This window comes from Sphingobium sp. MI1205, assembly GCF_001563285.1.
GTDB lineage: Bacteria > Pseudomonadota > Alphaproteobacteria > Sphingomonadales > Sphingomonadaceae > Sphingobium.
On sequence record NZ_CP005188.1, the window covers coordinates 2,778,873 to 2,796,303 of the forward strand.

The 17,431-nt window shown below is 64.4% G+C and carries 19 protein-coding genes; 7 read left to right on the plus strand and 12 right to left on the minus strand.

The window, feature by feature from the left end:
- Positions 1-47 precede the first annotated feature (47 nt).
- Complete coding sequence (locus tag K663_RS13700) at positions 48-710, plus strand: c-type cytochrome (RefSeq protein WP_062118614.1); 663 nt, start codon at positions 48-50, stop codon at positions 708-710.
- Between the two features lie 271 nt (positions 711-981).
- Here K663_RS13700 and K663_RS13705 read toward each other — a convergent pair whose 3' ends face one another.
- The gene (locus K663_RS13705; RefSeq protein WP_062118617.1) at positions 982-2,298 is read right to left on the minus strand and encodes a hemolysin family protein; all 1,317 of its coding nucleotides are present in this window, start codon (positions 2,296-2,298) and stop codon (positions 982-984) included.
- 151 nt (positions 2,299-2,449) lie between these two features.
- Between K663_RS13705 and K663_RS13710 the strand changes: the two genes are divergently transcribed.
- Entirely contained in the window at positions 2,450-3,130 is a 681-nt protein-coding gene (locus tag K663_RS13710; protein ID WP_062118633.1) for an OmpA family protein, read from the plus strand.
- A gap of 31 nt (positions 3,131-3,161) precedes the next feature.
- On the opposite strand, the gene K663_RS13715 is transcribed toward K663_RS13710, so the two are convergent.
- The gene (locus tag K663_RS13715) at positions 3,162-3,722 is read right to left on the minus strand and encodes a TetR/AcrR family transcriptional regulator (protein WP_235589450.1); all 561 of its coding nucleotides are present in this window, start codon (positions 3,720-3,722) and stop codon (positions 3,162-3,164) included.
- A gap of 40 nt (positions 3,723-3,762) precedes the next feature.
- On the opposite strand from K663_RS13715, the gene K663_RS13720 reads away from it, so the two are divergent.
- A complete protein-coding gene (locus tag K663_RS13720; protein WP_062118638.1) occupies positions 3,763-4,215 on the plus strand; it encodes a monooxygenase family protein in 453 nt (150 codons plus the stop codon).
- Here the strand turns inward: K663_RS13720 and K663_RS13725 are convergent.
- The 10 genes from K663_RS13725 to K663_RS13770 all read right to left on the minus strand — a co-directional run bounded on the left by K663_RS13725 (position 4,212) and on the right by K663_RS13770 (position 13,863).
- The gene (locus tag K663_RS13725; RefSeq protein ID WP_062118639.1) at positions 4,212-4,829 is read right to left on the minus strand and encodes a MarC family protein; all 618 of its coding nucleotides are present in this window, start codon (positions 4,827-4,829) and stop codon (positions 4,212-4,214) included. The genes K663_RS13720 and K663_RS13725 overlap by 4 nt on opposite strands.
- Positions 4,826-5,470: a hypothetical protein gene (locus tag K663_RS13730; protein WP_062118640.1), complete on the minus strand. Its 645-nt coding sequence runs from the start codon at positions 5,468-5,470 to the stop codon at positions 4,826-4,828. The genes K663_RS13725 and K663_RS13730 overlap by 4 nt, the downstream gene beginning before the upstream one ends.
- Entirely contained in the window at positions 5,467-6,360 is an 894-nt protein-coding gene (gene folD, locus K663_RS13735; RefSeq protein WP_062118641.1) for a bifunctional methylenetetrahydrofolate dehydrogenase/methenyltetrahydrofolate cyclohydrolase FolD, read from the minus strand. The genes K663_RS13730 and folD overlap by 4 nt, the downstream gene beginning before the upstream one ends.
- The gene (locus K663_RS13740; RefSeq protein ID WP_062118642.1) at positions 6,357-6,686 is read right to left on the minus strand and encodes a DUF167 domain-containing protein; all 330 of its coding nucleotides are present in this window, start codon (positions 6,684-6,686) and stop codon (positions 6,357-6,359) included. Before K663_RS13740 ends, folD begins: the two co-directional genes overlap by 4 nt.
- Positions 6,683-6,973: a YggT family protein gene (locus K663_RS13745; RefSeq protein WP_062118644.1), complete on the minus strand. Its 291-nt coding sequence runs from the start codon at positions 6,971-6,973 to the stop codon at positions 6,683-6,685. The genes K663_RS13740 and K663_RS13745 overlap by 4 nt, the downstream gene beginning before the upstream one ends.
- Before the next feature lie 108 nt (positions 6,974-7,081).
- Positions 7,082-7,987 carry an acetylglutamate kinase gene (argB, locus tag K663_RS13750; RefSeq protein ID WP_231567983.1) on the minus strand — a complete coding sequence of 302 codons (906 nt, stop codon included), beginning with the start codon at positions 7,985-7,987 and terminating at the stop codon, positions 7,082-7,084.
- A 238-nt stretch (positions 7,988-8,225) separates the two neighbouring features.
- Entirely contained in the window at positions 8,226-9,740 is a 1,515-nt protein-coding gene (locus K663_RS13755) for a Ppx/GppA family phosphatase (RefSeq protein ID WP_062118647.1), read from the minus strand.
- A gap of 7 nt (positions 9,741-9,747) precedes the next feature.
- Positions 9,748-11,886, minus strand: a complete 2,139-nt coding sequence (locus tag K663_RS13760) for an RNA degradosome polyphosphate kinase (RefSeq protein ID WP_062120951.1) — start codon at positions 11,884-11,886, stop codon at positions 9,748-9,750.
- A gap of 16 nt (positions 11,887-11,902) precedes the next feature.
- The gene (locus tag K663_RS13765; RefSeq protein WP_062118651.1) at positions 11,903-12,529 is read right to left on the minus strand and encodes a hypothetical protein; all 627 of its coding nucleotides are present in this window, start codon (positions 12,527-12,529) and stop codon (positions 11,903-11,905) included.
- Positions 12,526-13,863 (minus strand): heavy-metal-associated domain-containing protein, encoded by a 1,338-nt coding sequence (locus tag K663_RS13770; protein WP_443018952.1) that lies wholly within the window; start codon positions 13,861-13,863, stop codon positions 12,526-12,528. Before K663_RS13770 ends, K663_RS13765 begins: the two co-directional genes overlap by 4 nt.
- Before the next feature lie 43 nt (positions 13,864-13,906).
- On the opposite strand from K663_RS13770, the gene purM reads away from it, so the two are divergent.
- From purM to K663_RS13790, 4 genes are all read left to right on the plus strand, one after another.
- Positions 13,907-15,001 (plus strand): phosphoribosylformylglycinamidine cyclo-ligase, encoded by a 1,095-nt coding sequence (purM, locus tag K663_RS13775; protein WP_062118654.1) that lies wholly within the window; start codon positions 13,907-13,909, stop codon positions 14,999-15,001.
- A gap of 62 nt (positions 15,002-15,063) precedes the next feature.
- Complete coding sequence (gene purN, locus K663_RS13780) at positions 15,064-16,014, plus strand: phosphoribosylglycinamide formyltransferase (RefSeq protein ID WP_062118657.1); 951 nt, start codon at positions 15,064-15,066, stop codon at positions 16,012-16,014.
- 48 nt (positions 16,015-16,062) lie between these two features.
- Entirely contained in the window at positions 16,063-16,989 is a 927-nt protein-coding gene (locus tag K663_RS13785; protein WP_062118660.1) for an ABC transporter ATP-binding protein, read from the plus strand.
- A gap of 133 nt (positions 16,990-17,122) precedes the next feature.
- Entirely contained in the window at positions 17,123-17,428 is a 306-nt protein-coding gene (locus tag K663_RS13790; RefSeq protein WP_235589451.1) for an endonuclease domain-containing protein, read from the plus strand.
- Positions 17,429-17,431 lie beyond the last annotated feature (3 nt).

A 17,431-nucleotide genomic window follows, 5' to 3' on the forward strand; every position in this document is an offset into this window, starting at 1 on the left:
GCGGACACCAAGCCGCCAGAACAGAAATTCAAGGGAATCCAAGCGAAATGGCCGATCGTTTCAACACAGTTGCAGGCTGGGCGTTGTTTGCGGGGATCGTTGCGCTGGGTGGCGGTATCGTCAGCTCCAAATATTTCCACTCCGAACGGCCCGAGAAAATGGGCTATGCGATTGAGGGCGTGGAAGCGGAGGGCGAAGGCGCCGCTGCCGGCCCGGGTCTCAACACCCTGCTCGCCAGCGCGGACGTCGCGGCCGGTGAAAAGGTGTTCGCCAAGTGCGCCGCGTGCCACACCGTGAACCAGGGCGGCGCAAACGGCATCGGCCCCAATCTCTTCGGCACCGTGGGCGAAGCCATCGGCCAGGGCCGGGGCGGTTTTGCCTTCTCGGACGCACTCAAGAGCAAGGGCGGCGCCTGGACCTTCGAGAATCTCGACCATTGGCTGACGAGCCCGCGCGAATTTGCCCCCGGCACGAAGATGACCTTCGCGGGCCTTGGCAACCCGGCTGACCGCGCCAACCTCATCGCCTGGCTGAACACGCAGGGTTCGAACCTGCCCCTGCCCGCTGCGGATGCCGCCCCTGCCGAAGCCAGCGCGACACCAGCCGAAGCAGCCGCAAACGCCACCAACGCTGCTGAAAGCGTCGAAGGTGCGGCTCCGGCCAACGCCGCCCCGGCAGGCGGTCCGGCCGCCCCGACCACCGGCAAGTAAGGCGGGGCCAACCACCCGTTAATGAAGTTTGACGGGCGCGGCAGCGATTGCCGCGCCCGTTGTTTTATGGGCCGGGCAGATCGGGCTGCCCACGAATACCTACCGACTTCTACATCCCCGCTAGCAGGAACCCTTCGGGATCACAGCAGACCGGCTGCCCACAACGTCATGCCCGCGAAAGCTGGCATCTGCTCTCCCGGTCGCGCCCTGCCGCCTGACATGGCAGCCTTTTCTAGCATGAAGAAAGGTAGGCTGGTCGAACCAGCGGTCCTTACCGCGCCGCCACCAGCAGCTTGTCGATCTTGCGGCCATCCATATCGACGATCTCGAATCGCCATCCCTGATAGTCCGCAAAATCCCCCACCTCCGGCAGGCGCTTCAACAACCAGAGTGCGTGGCCAGCGACGGTCGCATAGTCCCGGTCCTCCGGCAGATCGATGCCGATCCTGTCGGCCAGCAGATCGACGGGCATCTGGCCCGACACCAGCAAGCTGCCGTCCTCGCGTTCGACGACATCCGGTTCGTCATGACCGTCACGATCCGATGCGAAATGCCCTGCAATGGCCGACAGCAGATCGGCAGGCGTCGCGATCCCTTCGAAATGACCATATTCATCATGGACCATCACCATGGGCACGTCGGCGCGGCGCAGCACTTCCAGCGCGTCCATGGCGTCGACCTGATCGGGCACCACCTCCACCCGGCGCATCAACGCGCCAAGGTCGAGCCTCTCGCCACGGAAAAGAGCGGTCATGATGTCGCGCGCCTGGACGACGCCGATAATGTCCTCAACCGTGCCGCGCCCTACCGGCAGCCGGGTGTGGGGCGTTTCGAGCAATCGGGCGCGGATCGTTTCATCATCCGCGCCGATGTCGATCCAGTCGACGTCCATGCGCGGCGTCATCACCTCGCGCACCGGGCGGTCGGCCAGCCGCACCACGCCGGAAATGATGGCCCGCTCGCTTTCCTCGATCACGCCCGACCTGCTGGCCTCCGCGACGATCAGGTGCAGCTCTTCGGCCGTCACATGGCTTTCGGATTCGCGTTTCAGCCCCAGCACACGAAAGATGATCGCGCTCGACCCGTCCAGCACCCAGACGATAGGGGCGGTGATCTTCGACAGCCACAGCATCGGAGCGGCCACCACTGCAGCGATGGGTTCCGGCGCGCGCAGTGCGAACTGCTTGGGCACCAGTTCGCCAACTATCAGCGAGGCGTAGGTGGTAAGGCCGATCACCAGCGCAAAGCCAAGATTGGCCGCAGCGCTGGGTGACAGGCCCAACCATTCCAGGCGCTCGCCCACCGGTCCGCCCAGACTCGCGCCCGAATAGGCGCCCGCGACGATGCCAATCAACGTGATACCGATCTGAACGGTCGAAAGAAACTTGCCCGGATCGCTTCCCAGCATCAGCGCCGTCCGAGCGCCGCGCCGTCCCGCCTTCTCCATCGCCTGCAATCGCGGACGGCGGGCGGACACGATCGCCAGTTCCGACATCGCAAAGACGCCGTTCAGCGCCACCAGCGCCAAAATGATGACGAGGTCTGCCCAGGGGAAGGGCGTCGGAGCGTGCGGGGGGATCATGGCCATGGTGGTCAACTACGCCCTATAACCCCGTTGCTTGCAATTTCACAACCATCCCCTCACCTCGCGTTCAGTTCGCTTGTGGAACAAATGCCCTTGCCGACGATTTGGTGAAGCATCCGAAGCTTTCGGGCACGATAAAAAGGGAATTGATTCTATGCGGATTTCTCATCGCATCATGGGGGCGGCGGGTTTGGCCGCGATGCTGGCGACAACAGCCTGCACGACTGATCCCAACACCGGGCAGCGGCAGATTTCGAAGGCCGCCATCGGCGGCATAGGCGGCGCGCTGGGCGGCTATCTGCTGGGCGACCTGGTCGGCGGCCGGCGCGACCGGACGGAAAAGATCCTGGGTGCGGGCATCGGCGCGGTCGCGGGCGCTGGCATCGGCGCCTATATGGACGCACAGGAACGCAAGCTGCGGGAAGAAACCGCCGGCAGCGGCGTCGATGTGATTCGCGACGGCGACAATCTGTTGCTGCGTATGCCGTCCGGCATCACTTTCACCACCGACAGCGCGACCGTGCAGCCGCAATTCCGTCCGACGCTGGACGACGTCGCCTCCGTCCTCTCCCAATATCCCAAAACCTATATCGACGTGTACGGCCATACCGACAGCGACGGTTCGGACGCCTATAACCAGACCCTGTCGGAACGCCGCGCCCAGTCGGTGGCGGATTACCTGACCACCCATGGCGTCCAGTCGGCGCGCATGGCGACCCGTGGCTTCGGCGAAACCCAGCCAATCGCCTCGAACGAAACGGCTGAGGGCAAGGCAAGCAACCGCCGCGTCGAAATCAAGATCGCGCCGGTGACGGAAAGCGACCTGCGCAGCTGACCCGCTCAAGCGGGGTTGGCAAGGCCTCGCGTCATTTGGCAAGGCCTCGCGTCATAATGCCAAGCGCCGCCCGTTCCAGCACTGGATCGGGCGGCAATCGGCCATCCAGCGCCAGCGTCGCGAGCCCATGGACCAACCCCCAGCAGGCAAGCGCTCCCGCATCCGCATCCGCCGGACATAGCTGTTCGACTCGTCGGGCCATCAAACGGTAGGCCCCTCGGCACTCGTCATGGGGCAGGGCCAGCCCGGCATTATCCGCGAACATCAGTTGGAACAGGGCGGGATGCGTCCGGGCAAAGCCGATATAGGCCAGCCCCTGCGCCGTCAGCGCCTCAGCGGGATCGTGAACCGCGTCAGCCTCCCTCGCCACCGCTTCCATCAACCCAAAACCGCGCAGGGCGACCGCCGCCAACAGCGCAGCCTTGTCCTCAAAATGGCGATACGGGGCCATGGCCGACACCCCCGCCGCCCGCGCCACCGCCCGCAGGCTGACGTCAGCGCCGCCCTCTTCCACCAATGCAAGCGCGCGATCAACCAGACGATCATGAAGCGAAGGACTATCTGCCGAAACCATGTTTACACTGTAATCCATGAGAGTTATGTTTACAGCATAAACAGGAAGGAGCGATTCGATGCAATCCCGCCAGTCCGTCGATCTGTCCGCTTATACGGACCTTATCGTCATCATGCTGGGCTTTCGCGTCTCCACCCTGCGGGGGGTCGCGTCGCTATTCGGCATCGGCAAAGGCCTGCGCGCCATTGCGGCTAGCCCGCCCGAAGGATTGCTGGCGCACGAACAGTGTCTTTTCGCGCTTAACCATGTCGGCATCCGCCAATATTGGCGCGACCTCGAAAGCCTGGAGCGATTCACACGCTCCGCGCCACATGCGGGTTGGTGGCGCGACTTTGCCAAACTCAGCAATGGCGCGGGTTTCTGGCACGAAACCTATGCGCGCAACGGCGCGATGGAGGCGCTCTACGCCAACATGCCCGCGCCCATGGGCTTTAGCCGCTTCGCCCCGCCGCTCGATCCAGTCGGCCCGTTCCTGACGGCGCGCGCCCGAATGGGGCGCAAGGCCGCCTAGAAACTGGCTTTCAGCCCGTCGATCACGAACTGCGCCGCCAGCGCCGCCAGCAGTACGCCGAGCAGGCGGGTAATCACCGCCTCGATCTTGCTGCCCAGCCGCGCCATGATCGGCCCCGCCGCCAGCAGCGAACCCAGCATCAGCGCCAGCGTCACCACCACCGCCGCGACGACGACCAGTCGCTCGCTGATCCCTTCGGCCTGCGACATCAGCAGCATCACGGTGGCGATGGATCCTGGCCCCGCGATCATCGGCATCGCCATGGGAAAGACCGACACATCCTCCACTTCCGGCGTTTCGGCGATCTTGTGCGCCCGGTCCTCGCGCCGCTGGGTGCGCTTTTCGAACACCATGTCCATGGCGATGATGAAAAGCATGATGCCCCCCGCGATTCGGAAACTGTCGAGCGCGATGCCGAGCACGCCCAGCAACTGCTTCCCCCACAGCGCAAATACCAACAAAATGGCGGCCGCGATCCCCACCGCCCGGACCGCCATGGCGCGCCGCTGCGCATGGGTCGCGCCCGTCGTCAGGCTGGCATAGATGGGCGCGCATCCCGGCGGGTCTATGACCACGAACAGCGTGACGAAGGCGGAGATGAACAGCTCGATCATGCGCCCGGCGCGGCCACCCTGTCGTCGATCACCGTTTCATAATCGCCACCATTCCAGACGCGCACGGTGACGCGGCGACTACCGTCGTCAGCGACATCCGCGCTCCAGGTCAGGCTTTCGTCGGACGGCGGAGCGGACGGCTTCGCGCTACCCTCCGGCCCACGCTCGCGCCGTTTGCATGTCGCGACCTTGCCCACCAGAAATTCCGGCGCTTTGCGCGGCTCCGCCAGCCTGTCGCCATGGTCGAGGATCCACTTCCACGCGCCTTTCTTGTCGCGCCGCCAGATCGTGGTGAAATAGCCAACCGATCCGTCCGACCGTTGCCAGTTGCCCGTGCTCGCGGCAAGATTGCCGTCGCAGGAAACATGAACGACCGATGGCGTCCAGCTCACCGGCTTGGGCGGATCATCCCGTCCTTTCAGCCACTGTTTCGCCAGCACCCGCTGCGGCATGAACATCACGGCGTCATCGGCGGCGGTCTGGCGAAGGGCGGTCCATTGCCCCTTGTCCCTCGCCAGCCGGTTGAAGGCGATCTCGGCGGCAAATACGGAGCTGGGGTCAGGCTGGTAACGCATCGGGGGTCGCGCGGCCACCAGCCCCACCAGGCTGGCCGCGAGCAGCAGCGCCCCCGCTGTCCTCACAGCCCCTCCGGCTTCGCCAGCCCCGCACGCGCATGGGCGGCGACCAGCGTATTGCGCAGCAGCACCGCGATGGTCATCGGCCCCACACCGCCCGGCACCGGAGTGATCGCCCGGACATGGGCCAGCGCTTCGGCGGTGGCGACATCGCCCACGATGCGGCTTTTGCCATCTTCGGTATCGGTGACGCGGTTGATACCGACATCGATCACGGTCGCGCCGGGCCTGATCCATTCGCCCTTCACCATTTCGGGGCGTCCTACCGCCGCCACCACGATATCGGCGCGATGCACGACCGACGCCAGATCGCGCGTCCGGCTGTGCGCGATGGTGACGGTGCAATTTTCAGCAAGCAGCAGCTGCGCCATCGGCTTGCCAACGATGTTGGAGCGGCCCACGACCACCGCCTCCATGCCCGACAGGTCGCCCAGTTCGTCCTTCAGCAGCATGATGCAGCCCAGCGGCGTACAGGGCACCAGCGCCTCCTGCCCCGTGGCGAGCCGCCCGGAATTGACGACATGGAACCCGTCCACATCCTTGGCCGGGTCGATCGCGCCGATCACCGCCGACTCGTCGATATGGCAGGGCAGCGGCAACTGGACCAATATGCCGTCCACGCGGTCATCGGCGTTCAATTCCTCGACCAGGTCGAGCAATTCCTCTTCACCGATACTCGCGGGCAGTTTGAACTCCAGGCTTTCCATGCCTGCCTCGACCGTCATCTTGCCCTTGTTGCGGACATAGACGGAACTGGCAGGGTCCTCGCCCACCAGCACAACCGCCAGACCGGGCTTGCGCCCCGTGCTTTTGACGAAGGCGGCGACGCCGTCCGCCACCTTGCCCCGCAGCGTTGCGGCATAAGCCTTGCCGTCGATGATCTTGCCGATGGTCATGCTGCCTCAACCCGTTCCCTGATGATGGTGGACAGGCGCTCCAGCGCCAACGCTTCACCCCCGCCCTTGATCCGCAGCCGCTTTAGCCGGTTGCTGTCCCCCGATTCCAGCGAAATCGCGCTCCGCGGCCAATCCAGCCCCTTGGCCAGCAGCACGATCAGCGCCGCGTTCGCCCTGCCCTTTTCGGGCACCGCGCGGACGCGAGCGCGCAACCAGTCCTCGCCCTTCTCGTCCGTCCAGCACCCGCCCCACTCATCGCGCGCGGCACCGGGTGTCAGGCGAATGCTGACCAGCAGGTCGTTTCCGTCTTGCTTCCAGACGCTCACACCAATCCGAAGATCGGCGGCAATATGGCCTGGCGGATGATAAGGATCGCCAGCAGAACAACCATCGGCGAAAGGTCCAGGGCGCCCAGATCCGGCATGACGCGGCGGATCGGGTTATAGATGGGCGCGGTCATCCGGTCGAGCGCGACCATGACCGTGCGGACCACGTCGCTGGAGGTGTTGATGACATTAAAGGCAATCAGCCAGCTCATGATCGCCTGGATAATGATGATCCACCACAGCACATCGAGCAGGATGACGATGATCTGATAAAGCGCGTAGGCCATGTGGTCTCCAAATTGACTGCGGATGCTCTAGCCGAGGCAGACGCCGCGCTACAAGCGGGCAGCCGGGTTAATCCACGAAATACAAAGGCTCATCCACCAACAGGCAACTTACCGGCGCACTAAAGTGCCCGCACCGCGTCTTGTGAAGATTTCCAGCAGCATCGCATGGGGCACGCGGCCGTCCAGGATGACGGCGGCGTCCACGCCGCCCTCGACCGCCTTCACGCAGGTTTCCAGCTTGGGAATCATGCCGCCGCTGATCGTGCCATCCTCCTGCAACACCCTGATCGCCGCCGGATCGAGGTCGGTCAGCAACTGGCCCTGCTTGTCCAGCACGCCCGGAACGTCGGTCAGCAGGAAGAATCGCGACGCCTGAAGTTCCGACGCAATCGCGCCCGCCATCGTGTCGGCGTTGACATTGTAGGTGTGGCCGTCCGCGCCGATCCCTACAGGAGCGACAACGGGGATGATGCCGCTTTGCGTCAGCGTGTCGAGGATGCTGCGGTCAACCTTCACCGGATCGCCGACAAAGCCCAGATCAACATTGCGCTCGATCCCGGAATTGGGATCGGCCTGCCGCTTGCCCAGCACCTTTTCGCACAGGACCAGACCGCCATCCTTGCCGGAAATGCCCACGGCCCGGCCACCCGCGCCAGCGATCCAGCCGACGATTTCCTTGTTGATCGAACCCGCCAGGACCATTTCGGCGATCTGCGCGGTTTCCTTGTCGGTCACGCGCAGCCCGCCAATAAACTGCGATTCGACGCCCAGCTTCTGCAGCATCGCGCCGATCTGCGGACCGCCGCCGTGAACGACGACGACATTGATGCCGACCGCTTTCATCAACACGACGTCCTCGGCGAAATCGCGCGCCGCTTCGGGATCGCCCATGGCGTGGCCGCCATATTTCACGACAAATGTCTGCCCCGCATAACGCTGCATATAGGGCAACGCCTCGACAAGGGTTTCGGCCTTCGCGAGGAGCGCGGGATCGGGGGCGTGCTTGCTGTTCATGCGCGCGCGCAATAGGGCCATATGCGTGCGGGGGCAAGTTTTGGGCTGTGCTGGTTTCGCGCAGGGGATGAAGGGAATCGAACGCCGTCCCTCCGTTCGCCCTGAGCTTGTCGCAGGGCTGTTCGTTACAACAACAGGAATGGGTTTCGACAGGCTCAGCCCGAACGGTTCGGGAAGCTATTTACTCCTCCGCATCCTCTGCGCCTCTGCGTAAGCAAAAACCGGTCAAGCCTCGCCCTCACCAGGCCATCCGGTACTTGACCCCCATGGCTTGCGCCAGATTGCGCTGCCGCCGCTCGACCGCTTCGCCGAACAGGTCGGCATCCACGCCCCGCAGCCGCAATTCCAGCGTGTCGCCCGCCATTTCCAGCTTCGATCCCAGCAACGGCCCCTCGACCCCGCCCGACAATCGCTGGCCCAGCCGGATCGCCAAGCCCCACAGGGTCGCCCGTTTCAGCGCCGCTGGAGAAGCAAGACCGTCGATAGCAGTGGCGATACCCGCCCCTCCGCCGAAATTGCTGTGCAACGCCTGCGCCAGCATGGCGCGTTCGGGCGCGGTGATGCCCACCCAATTGCTGTGCAGCGCAATCTCCACGCCGCGTTCGGCGCGAAAATCCGGATTGGCGCGCCATCCCACATCGGCCAACAGGCATGCCGCCCGGCGGATGCGGCGGCGGGCCGGATCGTCATCCTGGAACACAGGGGCGATCCAGCGGTCGATCATGTCGCCATGACCGGCAAAGCGGCCCTGCGCTTCCCCTTCCGCCTCTGCCGCGACCAGCAGCGGGTCGTGCGCGCGGATATCGGGGGGCAGATCCTCGAACAACAATCCTTCGCGCAGGCCATAGGCGGACACGATCAGGTCGCGCGACTTCAATTGCCGCACGATAACCGACAGCAGCGCAGCCGCATCCGGCAGCGTCGGCACGCGCGATCCGGTCATGGCCGGAATATCCTTCAACCGCGCGCGACCGACATGCGACACGATCCGCGTCAACTGCTCGGCGCGCGACGCCGGCATCGCATATTGATGGACGACCGGCAGCGGAAAGTTGGTGAGCTGCATGTCGAATCGGGCCAGCGCGCGCCACGATCCGCCCACCAGATAGAATGGCAGTTCCGGCTCCACGATCCAGCCTGCCTTGGCCAGCATCTTCTTGACCTGCCGCTCCAGCACGCCCGGCCCCTTCGCCCGGATCTGCGGCAGGCGCAGCACCCCCAGCGGCAGCGAAATCGTCTCATGCACCGCGCCATCGCGGATTCGCGCCAGCTCCAGGCTGCCTCCGCCCAAGTCACCCACGATCCCGTCGGCGCCCGGAATACCCGACAGCACGCCATAGGCCGCGGCGATCGCCTCCTGCGCGCCCGAAAGCAGCTCGACATTCAGCCCTATCGCCTTGGCGCGGCGCAGAAACTCATCGCCATTGGCGGCATCGCGCACCGCCGCCGTGGCGACGCAGCGCACCTCCCGCACGTCCATTTCGCGGCACAGGTGCGCAAAGCGGCCGACCGCGCGCAGCCCGCGCTCCATCGCCTCCGGTTCGATCTGCCCCGTCTTGCCCAGCGACGCGCCCAGCCCCGCCATCACCTTTTCGTTGAAGAGGATGAAGGGGATGCGGCGCGGGCCATCATAAACGACCAGGCGGACGCTGTTGGACCCGATGTCGATGATAGCCGTACGCGCCTTGGCATGTTCAGGCGATGTCGCCATCGTCCCGGCGATGGCGCGCACCTGGCTGAGCATGGAGTTCATGCGGCGCTCAGGCCCGACCGCGCAGGCGCAATGTCGGGACGGCTTCGCTGTCCAGCGCCGCGCCCCGGCCCGACAGCGACGGGTTGGTCATGAAATAGCGGTGCAGGTTGAACGGCCTTCCAGCTGAATCCACGCGGGCATAATGACCCTCGCTGTCCAACTCCCAACTCTGTTCCGTATCGATCAGATTGGCCACCATCACCTGGTCCAGAATCTGGTCGTGCACGGTCGGGTTTTCCACAGGGGCAAGGAATTCGACGCGGCGGTCGAAGTTGCGGGGCATCCAGTCGGCCGAGCTGATGAACACCTTCGCGCCATTGTTGGGCAACGCCTTGCCGTTGCCGAACACAGTGATGCGGCTATGTTCCAGGAAGCGGCCGACGACCGACTTGACCCGGATATTTTCCGACATGCCCGGTACGCCCGGACGCAGGCAGCATATGCCACGCACGATCAAGTCGATCTGAACGCCAGCATTGCTGGCGGCGTAGAGCTTTTCGATGATCGCGGGATCGACCAGCGAATTCATCTTGGCCCAGATGGTGCCGGGCCGCCCCGCGCGGACATGGTCGATTTCCGCATCGATCAGCGCGCAAAGATGGTTGCGCAGGTCGCGGGGGCTCATGACCAGCTTTTCAAGGCGCTCCGGCTCGACATAGCCAGTGATGTAATTGAACAGCGCGGCGGCATCGCGGCTATAGGCCGGGTCCGCTGTAAAGAAGCTGAGGTCGGTATAGATACGCGCCGTCACCGGGTGGTAATTGCCGGTGCCGAAATGGCAGTAGCTGCGGAACGCTTCGCCCTCGCGCCGCACGATCATCGACACCTTGGCGTGGGTCTTCCAGTCGATGAAGCCATAGACCACCTGCACGCCCGCACGCTCCAGCGCGTCGGCCCACATCAGATTCTGCTCCTCGTCGAACCGCGCCTTCAGCTCGACCACGGCCGTCACCGACTTGCCCGCCTCCGCCGCGTCGATCAGCGCGCGGATGATCGCCGACTGTTTGCCCGCGCGATACAGCGTCTGCTTGATCGCCACGACATCTGGGTCGGAAGCCGCTTGTTTCAGGAACGAAACGACGACGTCAAAGGCTTCATAGGGGTGATGGACAACGATGTCCTTCGCCCGGATCGCCGCAAAGCAATCCCCGCCATATTCGCGGATTCGTTCCGGGAATCGCGGCGCATAGGGTTCGAATTTCAGGTCTGGGCGATCTTCGTCCACGACGCCTGACAGGTCGCCGATGCCGACAAACCCCTCGACCTCCGCAATCATCGCTTCATGCCCCTGCAGCATGTCCTGCAACATTTCCTCGACCGGCTCGGGGATGCGCTCCTCAATCTCCAGCCGGATCACGCGCCCCCGGCGGCGGCGTTTGATGGCGCTGCGGAAATAGCGGACCAGATCCTCCGCCTCTTCCTCAATCTCGATGTCGCTGTCGCGGATGATGCGGAACACGCCGCTGTTGCGCACCCGATAGCCAGGAAAAAGATCAGCCGAAAAGCGCCGGATCACCGCCTCCAGCGCCATGTAGCGGGCCGGTTCGCCCGGCATCCGGACGAAGCGGGCAAGCGAGGACGGGATCATCACCAGTTCGCGGATAGGCTGCTTGTCCGACAGCCGCTCCAGGTCGAAGACGATCGACAGGCCCTGATTGGGTATGAAAGGAAAAGGATGCGCCGGATCGAGCGCCTGGGGCGTGAGTATCGGAAATACCTGCGTCAGGAAATGCTCGCGCAGCCATGTCTCGCTTCCTGGATCGATCGGGCTGCCAGGGCCGATCACCTCGATCCCCACCTGCGTCAATTCGCCATGCAGCGCGCCCCACACCTTCTGCTGTGCCGCCATCAACCGCGTCGTTTCATCGGCAATCGCGGCCAGCTGCTGCCCCGGCGTCAGCCCGTCGGCGGAGCGCATGTCGACATCCTGCAACTGCTGCCCCTTGAGCCCGGCCACGCGCACGCTGAAGAATTCATCAAGGTTCGCGCCGGAAATCGACAGGAAGCGCAGCCGTTCGAGCAACGGATGCGCGCGGTTCATCGCCTCCTCCAACACCCGCTGGTTGAACGCCAGCCAGGACAGCTCCCGATTGAAATAGCGGTCGCTGGGCAGGGTCAGGCTGGCGGAGGGGTCGGCTTCGGCCACGTCTCTCTCACGTTGATCAGGGCTGCGGATCATCCGGCACTATAGGCAAGTATCCAGCGTCTTGCAGGGTCTCTTTCGCCATAGCGACAGAAATCTTACGCGCCGATGACAGGGCGGCCTCATTAAGCAACCGCGTGACCTGCGCGATCACCGTATAGCTGCGCTCGATCCGGCGGAGCAACCAGTCGGGCAAATCCGCCGCATAATGCGCGCCCATCGCCCCCAACGCCCGTTCGATCAAGGCGCGGGCAAGGGGTTCGTCAGGCTCCGCGATGACGACATGAGGCGCCGCTGCCAGCCGCGAACGAAGGTCAGGCAAGGCGACATCCCAGCGGGTCGGGGCATCCCGGCCGATCAGCAGCAGCGGTCGTCGGCTTGTCTGCGCATCGTTCCACGCGTTGAACAGCAGCCGGTCATCCTGCCCCTCCGCATCGTCGATCACCCGGCCGCCACTCATGGCGGCAAAGCGCCGCCCCAGCATGGATCGACCAGACAAGGCAGGCCCGCTCAACACGCTCGTCGCCAGCGGCCAGTCGCGCCAGCCTTCCAGATGCCGGACGGCGACGCTGTTGGCGTCGCTGACCAGGAAATCGCCGTCCGCCCCCTGCCCTGGCCATTCGAACGGCAGGCTGATCTGGCTCATTGCGGCGGCGCTGCTCCCGCAGGGGACGCCCCGCCACGCCGGATGCGAAGGGCGTTGCCGGATCCCGACACGGTAAAGCCGCGCGCCTGCAGCGCAGCGCGCAGAGCGTCGGCCGTGCCGTCAAAGCTGACCTGCATCACCGATGTGCCGCCCAGCGCCAGGCTGCTGGTCGCCGCCGAACGGACGCCCAGAATTGACCGCACCGCCGCTTCGCCCTGCGTCACAGATCCAACGTCAGGCGTGTCGAATTGGATCGAGAAACTGGCGGTGGCAGCAGTCGTCGTCGGCCCGTCCAGCACTTCCACGGGCAGGTCGGTCCCATTTTCGATCGCCAGGGCATCCGGGTCGATGGGTTCCTCGATGATGAGCGACGGGTCAGGCCGCAAGCGACCATCGTTGAGTGCGGTGGTATAGAGTTGGTCGATCCGGCGCGTGGCTTCGTCCAACATCTGCGGGATCGCGCTTTCAGCCGAAGCACGCAGCGAAAAGCTGCCGATAAGATGATCGTCGGGTCCGTAGCGCGCCGTGAAGGTTCCGGTGACGGGACCGCCCGGCCATTGCCGTTCCAGCCGGGCGATGGGCACCACCACATCGGCCGCGCCATATTGATCGAGCAGCACGCGCCACCACAGGCGCCCGCGCCGTCCGACCTGTCCGGCATTGAGGAGTATCGGGTCCGCGATCGACCCGCTGACCCGCACATAATCAATGGCGCTCTCGCCGGTACGAAACCGCGCCCACGCCTTTTGCCACTCATTGATCCGTTCATAGGACACGGCGGACCCGCCGTCCCACATCACCGGGATGACGAGCAACGGCGGCGAGCGCATGACATTGCCCGACACGCCCAGCAACTGGCCCGTGCGCGCCCGGTCGAAGAGGATGCCCAGCGTCGCGACATAACGGGTCGGACCGATCTGTTCATATTCGATTTCCACGCCGGAAATCATCGCCTCCAGCTGCGAATCGGACAGGTTGGGCACGCCCGCATTGCCGTGGGTGCGCGTCCACAGCATCCGCCAACCCTGCCGCTGCGCCAGCCGCCATCCGGCCAGCCGCGCGCTGCTGGCGTCCTTGCCCAGCACATCGACCTTGATGCCGCTCACTTGATAATCGCCGCCGCTGGCGATCGGCGGCACGCCGCGTTCGCCTTCCATCTGTGCGAACAGCGCCGCTGCGGCGAGTCCGAACGCGATCGCGCCGATAATCTGGGCCGGTCGCGACAACAGGCGAAGCAGCCGCAAGGGCCGGAAATTCAGGCGGGACAAGGCTGGCGACAGGCTCACGCGCGCCCTTTTGGCGAGATTTGCCCGATCTGCCAAGCGGCAACCCATTTCCCGTTCCGTTTTCCGCCTCATTGCTTTAGGGCGCTGGCCCATGAGCGACACCGAATCCTACAGCTACGCCAAGGCTGGCGTCGATATCGCCGCGGGCAATGCGCTGGTCCGCGCCATCGCCCCGCTCGCCAAGGCCACCCGCCGTCCCGGCGCCGACGCTGAGCTAGGCGGCTTTGGCGGCTTTTTCGACCTGAAAGCGGCTGGCTATGACGATCCGCTGCTGGTCGCGGCCAATGACGGCGTGGGCACCAAGCTGAAGCTCGCGATCGATCATGACCGGCATGATGGCGTTGGCATCGATCTGGTCGCCATGTGCGCCAACGACCTGATCGTGCAGGGCGCGGAACCGCTTTTCTTCCTCGACTATTACGCCACCGGCAAGCTGGAGAGCGGCGTCGCCGAGCGCGTGATCGCAGGCATTGCCGAGGGCTGCCGCCAGGCGGGCTGCGCCCTGATCGGCGGCGAAACGGCCGAGATGCCGGGCATGTATGCCGCAGGCGACTATGACCTTGCCGGTTTCTGCGTGGGCGCCGTAGAACGGTCGCAGGCGCTGACCGGTAACCGCGTGAAGGCTGGCGACGTCCTGCTGGGCCTCACCTCCTCGGGCGTGCATTCCAACGGCTTCTCACTGGTCCGCCGCCTTGCCGCAGACAAGGGCTGGAAGCTTGATCGTCCGGCGATTTTCGACAATGAAGTGCTGCTGATCGACGCGCTGATGGCGCCGACGCGCATCTATGTGAAGGCGCTGTTGCCGCTCGTCCGCGATGGCAAGATCAACGCGCTTGCCCACATTACGGGCGGCGGCCTGCTGGAAAATATCCCGCGCGTCCTGCCCGATGGCTGCCATGCCATTGTCGATGCCGATGGCTGGGAACAGCCACGGCTGATGGCCTTCCTCCAGGCCCAGGGCCATATCGAGCCGGAAGAAATGGCGCGCACCTTCAACTGCGGCGTCGGCATGGTGCTGGCGGTCGATGCAGACGCAGCGGATGCGGTTGCGGCCGAACTGGAAGCGGCAGGCGAAACCGTGGTTCGCGTCGGAATCGTGGAAGCGGGCGAGAAGGGCTGCACCGTCAGGGGAAGCCAGGAAACCTGGAGCGCAAAGGCCGACTGGACCGCGACGCATCTGGGTTAAATGCGGGTTAAGGTTAGTAGAAAAAGCTGGGTTTCGACAGGCTCAGCCGGAACGGGGACTATATGGCGAAGGCAAAGGTCGGCGTTCTGATTTCCGGGCGCGGGTCCAACATGGCGGCGCTCCTCTATGCCGCCAAGCATCCGTCCTGCCCCTATAAGATCGTGCTGGTCGCCGCCAATGACCCGGAAGCCGCTGGCCTCACGCTGGCGCAGGCCGAAGGCGTCCCCACCTTCGCGCAAAGCCACAAGGGCCTCAAGCGCGCCGAATTCGACCGGATCATCGACGCACAACTGCGCAAGGCGGGCGTGGAATATGTGGCGCTCGCCGGTTACATGCGCCTGCTTTCGCCTGAATTTGTCACTGGCTGGGAAAACCGGATGCTGAACATCCACCCCAGCCTGCTCCCGAAATATAAGGGCCTCGATACCCATCAAAAGGCGCTGGACGCGGGCGACAGCCATGCGGGCTGCTCTGTCCATGTCGTGACCAGCGAACTGGATGACGGCCCGGTGCTGGCCCAAACGGAAGTCGCCATCCTGCCCGGCGACAGCGCCGAAACGCTGGCCGCCCGCATCCTGATCGCCGAGCATCAGCTTTACTCGCGCACCCTTGCCGACTTCGTGACGCGCGATCGGCAGCCCGGCTGGCTGCTGGACAAGGTACGGGAACATGCCCTCGCCCTGCCTCAGGCGGCCGAGGTCATGTCTCATGGCATGCCCTGCTTCGGCATAGAAAAGGGCAAGAAATTCGCCTATTTCCGCCAGGATCATCATGGCGACGGCGTCATTGCCCTGCTCGTCAAGACAACCGCGCCGGAAGAACAGGCGATGCTGATCGACAGCGACCCCGCGCGCTATTTCCGCCCCGCCTATTTCGGCGACGGCTGGGTCGGCATCCGCCTCGACCTGGGCGATACGGACTGGGACCAGATCGAGGACAGGCTGCACAAAAGCTGGCGCGAAGTGGCGCCCCGGAAGCTGCTTGGCCTCATGGACATTGCCGACGACTTCTAGCGCGCACGCCCTTCCCTTTCGGCCGTGCCCTCCCCACAATAGGCAGCCATGACCGACGCTATCCCCCCCGCCATCGAAATCAGCCACCTCACCAAGGTTTATGCGGGCGGCAAGCGCGCACTGGACGACATCAGCCTTTCGATCCCGCGCGGCCAGATATACGGCCTGCTCGGCCCCAATGGCGCGGGCAAGTCCACGACGATCAACATTCTCGCAGGGCTGGTGAACAAGACCAGCGGGTCGGCAAGGATCTGGGGCTTCGACATCGACCAGAACCCCCGCAATGCCAAGAATTCGATCGGCATCGTGCCGCAGGAAATCGTCTTCGATCCCTTTTTCACACCCTTTGAAACACTGGAAAACCAGGCGGGCTACTATGGCGTGCCCAAGGAACGGCGGCGCTCGATGGAATTGCTGCGCGCCGTCCATCTGGAGGACAAGGCCCACGCCTATGCCCGCACCCTGTCCGGCGGCATGAAGCGGCGGCTGCTGGTGGCAAAGGCCATGGTGCACAGCCCGCCGATCCTGGTGCTGGACGAGCCGACCGCGGGCGTCGATGTGCAGCTTCGCCAGCAGCTTTGGGAATATGTGCGCGAACTCAACACGCTCGGCGTGACGATCGTGCTGACGACGCACTATCTTGAGGAAGCCGAGGAGCTGTGCGACCGGATCGGCATCATCAACCATGGCCGCGTCATCGCTGACAAACCAACGCGCGAACTGATCGCGATGGCGCAGGAAAAGGTGGTGCAGGTCACCGTTGACCGCGACATCGCCACGACGCCGGACGCGCCCTGTTTCGAGAAGGTGGAGCTTTCCGACCCGCGCACCTTGACGATCACCTATATGAAGGACCGCGCCAATGCAGGCCAGGTGCTGAACGCCGTTCAGGCGAGCGGCCTGTCCATCGTTGACGTCATCACGCGCGACCCCGATCTGGAGGATGTGTTCCTCAGCCTGACAACGGCGGCTTAGTGACGGAAGATTCGCATGTTCCCCCTCCCGCTAGCGGGAGGGGCTAGGGGGTGGGCTGGCACAACCTTTCCAACCCCGCAACACAGTCCGCGCAAAGCAACTAAGAAACAACGCACCAACACCCGAACGGCTATTGTGGCAACACCTCCGCGCCCGCAAACTCGGCCATAAGTTCAGCCGCCAGATGCCCATCGGCCCTTACTTCGCCGACTTCCTCTGCCGGGAATTGAACCTCATCATCGAAATAGACGGAGCGAGCCACGACCACGGCGTTGATTATGATGCCCGCCGAGAAGATTACTGTCGCTCCCTAGGCTATCAAATCTTGCGCTTTCGCAATGTGGATGTGATGGAAAATCTTGAAGGCGTGGTGTCTCACATTGAAGCGACGCTTGCGCTGGCCCACCCCCAGCCCCTCCCGTCAACGGGAGGGGAGTAAGGT